The sequence below is a fragment of the Mesorhizobium sp. M7A.F.Ca.US.006.04.2.1 genome, from assembly GCF_004022915.1.
GTDB classification, from domain to species: Bacteria; Pseudomonadota; Alphaproteobacteria; order Rhizobiales; family Rhizobiaceae; genus Mesorhizobium; species Mesorhizobium ciceri.
Map to the genome: position 1 here is coordinate 1 of NZ_RZQA01000681.1, position 3,607 is coordinate 3,607.

A 3,607-nucleotide genomic window follows, 5' to 3' on the forward strand; every position below is an offset into this window, starting at 1 on the left:
CGCCGAGCCGCACCTGGCCGGCCACCGGGCTCCCAGCCATTTCGGCCCAGATCTCGTCATTCAAGGCCAGCAGCCGCTTGCCCCTGCCGAATAGCTGTTCACCGGCGCGCGTCAGCCGCAAGCCGCGCCGGTCGCGCTCGAAGAGGCTCGAGCCGAACGCCTCCTCCAGCCGTTTGACCTGCTGGCTGACAGCACCTTGCGTCAGGTGCAGTGCATTGGCCGCCGCTGTCATGCTGGCCTTGTCGGCGACGGTGATAAAGGTGCGGATCAGCGCCATGTCGAGATTTCGGATCATGGTTGGCATTATGCTTGCTAATGTCAACCATAGCAAACATTGCATTTACTGAAGTTCGTGCGCAGCTACGATGGCAGCCCTCCCACCGAGGACGCCGCATGCTCGAGCCCATTTTCCCGCTCATCCTGTTTGCCATCGTCGCCACCACCACGCCCGGCATCGCCACGACCCTGTCGACGGCATCGGGCGCGCAGTTCGGCTTTCGCCGTTCCGTACCCCTGCTGATCGGCAGCGCCGCCGGCCTCGCCACGGTGACGAGCGCCGCCGCCGCCGGGCTCGCCGGCCTGCTGCTCGCCGTGCCCTCGCTGCAACTGGCGATGAAGGTCACCGGCTCACTTTATCTCGTCTGGCTGGCGATCAAGATCGGCCGCAGCGGACCGCCTAATCTGGATGTGAACATGACCAGGCCGAACAGCTTTCTCGGCGGCGCCGGCATTCAATGGATGAACCCGAAGGGATGGGCGATGGGACTGGGCGCCGCGGCGTCGTTCGCGGCATTGGCCAGCGGACCGATGCAGCTCGCGCTGCTGCTCGGCGCCACTTTCGGCCTCGCGGCCGCCGCCTCGCTTTCACTGTGGTGCGTGGCCGGCATGGTGCTGGCGCGGCTGCTCAAGACCGAGTGGCAATGGCGCGCGCTCAACGTCGTGCTGGCGCTGGTGCTGGCCGCCTCGATCATTCCGATGTGGCGGTCGGTGTAAAGCGCTCAAGCCAAAACCCGCGCCAGCCCCCCACCCGGGCCTTCGGTCCGACCTCCCCACAAGGGGGAGGTAGGGAGCGCGCCTTTTCCAAGCCTCAAGGAGGGTGGCGCGCGCCCCTAACCTTCCCCCTTATGGGGGTCCGAAGGTGGGCGAGACCCGTGGCTCGCCCCGGCAAGTCGCTGCGAAGCAGCGGGCTGGGGGTCCTGGTTCGCAAAGCAAACCAGCCCCTCAACCGTCAAACCCCGTAACGCGCCGCCGGCTTGTCGGCGTGCAGGCTGCCGTAGAAGGCTTGCCGGGCGCCGAGGAATGTGTCGAGCTTGGCCGCATCGGCAAGCGCGGGCACGGTGACCGCCTCGCCTTTGGCCAAGCCGACAAGTGCGGCATCGACCATGTCGTCGGCGGTCATGATGATCTCCTTCGGAACGTTTGCGATATCGGTGCCGGCAAGTTCCCAGAAATCGGTCCGGGTCGCGCCCGGCAGCACCACCTGCACCTTCACATTGGTGCCCTCGACCTCACGGTGCAGGGCTTCGGTGAAGTTGACCACATAAGCTTTGGTGCCGCTGTAGATGCCGCCGAAGGAGGTGTCGAAGGCGAGCACCGAGGCGATGTTGACGATGCCGCCGCGGTTGCGTGCCAAAAGCCCCGGCAGCACGGCGCGGGTTAGACGCGTCAAGGCGATGGTGTTGACCTTGATCATGCGCTCGGCCGCGTCGACATCGGCGGTGGCCACGACGGCCTGGCCGCCGATGCCGGCATTGTTGACCAGCAGTGTGATGCTCTCGTCGGCTGTTACAGCTTGCTCGACGCGGCGCACATCATCGTCGTTTGCAAGATCGGCGCTGATCACGCCGACCTTGCGGCTATAGGTCTGGCGCAGCTTCCCGGCCAGTTCCTCCAGCCGGTCGGCGCGCCGCGCCACCAGCACCAGATCGTAGCCCTGCCCCGCCAGCCGGTCGGCATAGACCGCGCCGATGCCCGACGAAGCACCGGTGACGACCGCCGTGCCCTTGTTGCCCTGTCCACTCATTGTCCTGTTCCTTCTTCAACTGATCTTGTTCGTTTCGAATGACCCCGGCGCCGTGGCATCTGCCGCGCTGCCGGAAAGCCGCTTGATCTGATTTAGTGGCATATACCACTAATCGTGAAGTAGGCATATGCCACTATCTTGTCAATGAGACGGGCGGGGATTATTTGAGGGGAGCAGCCGGGCCTCATTCGCCGGCGCCAGGGACCATCATGTCAAAGGACAGCCTGCCCGGCCTCACGCTCTGCAACAACGCCGCGCTGCGCCGCGCGGCGCGCAAGCTCGGCAAGTTTTATGATGATGTGGTGGAGCCGTCAGGCCTCAAGGCGACGCAGCAGGGCCTGCTTTACCAGATCCATATGGGCGATGAGCCGGCGATGGGCGCCATCGCCACGTCGCTGATCATGGACCTGTCGGCGCTCGGCCACACGCTGAAACCGCTGATCCGCGACGGCTATGTCGAGACCTTCGCCGACCCGGAGGACCGCCGCGTCAAGCGTGTACGACTGACGCCAAAGGGCCTGGACAAGCTCGAGGAAGCGATGAAACTGTGGCAAATCGCCCAGCAGCGCTTCGAAGATGTCGTCGGCAAGGACAAGGCCGAAGATTTGCGCGCGGCTCTGGATGAGATCGCCGCGCTGGATTTTGATCTGCCGCCGGCCACGCCCTAAGGCCAGCGTTTGCCAAAGACTCTACTCGGCAGGCATTTCTACAGGCCGAGCCGCCCAGCGGCCGGCGACCACGACGCCAAGCCCGACGATCGGGAAGATCGCGGCCACTAGGCCGAGATCGGCCGGCGCGCCGTAGCGCAGCACGGCACCACCGACCACGGCACCCAGCGCCACGCCGAGATAGAGCGCCGAGGCGTTGAGCGACAGCACGATCGGGGCGGCATCGGGCGCCAGCTTGATGATGCGGCTCGCCTGCGCCGGCGGGAACGCCCAGCCGACGATGCCCCACGGCACCATCATCGCCATCAGCGCCGGCCCGGCAATATGGTGCGGCAGGAAGGTCGGGATGACCGACAATAAAACCAGCATGGCTGCACTCAGCGCCAGCGACCAGCCGACGGTGCGGGTCGCACCGAACCGGTCGGCGGCCTGGCCGCCGCCAATGGTGCCGATGACGGCGCCGACGCCGAAGGCGAGCAGCATGCCGGGCAGCGCGATCTGGCTGAGACCGCCGCCCTCGATGGCAAGCGGCGCGACATAGGCAAAGACGGTGAAGGCGCCGATCAGCGCCAGCACTGTCGTCAACAGGATCGGCATCACGCCGGGACGCAGCGCTGCCGCCAGCCTGCGCTTCAAGGGCAGCCTGGTGCCGACGATGCCCTGCGGCAGCCGGTACCACAGGATCGCGCCTGCAAGCGCGCCAAGGCCGGCGATGGCAAAGAAGGTGCCGCGCCAGCCGGCGACGGTGGCAACGAGCGCGCCGAGCGGCGCACCGAGCGCAACGGCCACAGTGGTGCCGCCGACGACGACGGCGATGGCACGCGCCCGGTGATGATCATCGACCAGCGCTACTGCGGTGCCCTGCGCGGTTGCGGCGAACAGGCCCGACGACAGCGCCATGACGATGCGCGCGACC

At 66.5% G+C, this 3,607-nt stretch carries 5 protein-coding genes; 2 read left to right on the plus strand and 3 right to left on the minus strand.

Going from position 1 to position 3,607, the window contains the following annotated elements; translation table 11 throughout:
• Positions 1 to 295, minus strand: a 295-nt coding sequence (locus tag EN925_RS27965; RefSeq protein WP_128337073.1) for a LysR family transcriptional regulator, incomplete at its 3' end; no start/stop codon positions are given.
• 98 nt (positions 296 to 393) lie between these two features.
• Between EN925_RS27965 and EN925_RS27970 the strand changes: the two genes are divergently transcribed.
• A complete protein-coding gene (locus EN925_RS27970; protein ID WP_127369782.1) occupies positions 394 to 993 on the plus strand; it encodes a LysE family translocator in 600 nt (199 codons plus the stop codon).
• 235 nt (positions 994 to 1,228) lie between these two features.
• On the opposite strand, the gene EN925_RS27975 is transcribed toward EN925_RS27970, so the two are convergent.
• On the minus strand, positions 1,229 to 2,023 hold the full coding sequence (locus EN925_RS27975; protein WP_013530115.1) for an SDR family oxidoreductase: 795 nt from the start codon (positions 2,021 to 2,023) through the stop codon (positions 1,229 to 1,231).
• 209 nt (positions 2,024 to 2,232) lie between these two features.
• Between EN925_RS27975 and EN925_RS27980 the strand changes: the two genes are divergently transcribed.
• A complete protein-coding gene (locus EN925_RS27980) occupies positions 2,233 to 2,691 on the plus strand; it encodes a MarR family winged helix-turn-helix transcriptional regulator (RefSeq protein ID WP_013530114.1) in 459 nt (152 codons plus the stop codon).
• A gap of 21 nt (positions 2,692 to 2,712) precedes the next feature.
• Here the strand turns inward: EN925_RS27980 and EN925_RS27985 are convergent.
• The coding region (locus EN925_RS27985; protein ID WP_164894433.1) for an MFS transporter at positions 2,713 to 3,607 on the minus strand (895 nt) is incomplete at its 5' end.

Excerpts from the sequence above, each read along its gene's own strand:
- EN925_RS27970 (WP_127369782.1), top strand. The coding sequence starts at position 394 with ATGCTCGAGCCCATTTTCCCGCTCATCCTGTTTGCCATCGTCGCCACC.
- EN925_RS27975 (WP_013530115.1), bottom strand. The coding sequence starts at position 2,023 with ATGAGTGGACAGGGCAACAAGGGCACGGCGGTCGTCACCGGTGCTTCG.
- EN925_RS27980 (WP_013530114.1), top strand. The coding sequence starts at position 2,233 with ATGTCAAAGGACAGCCTGCCCGGCCTCACGCTCTGCAACAACGCCGCG.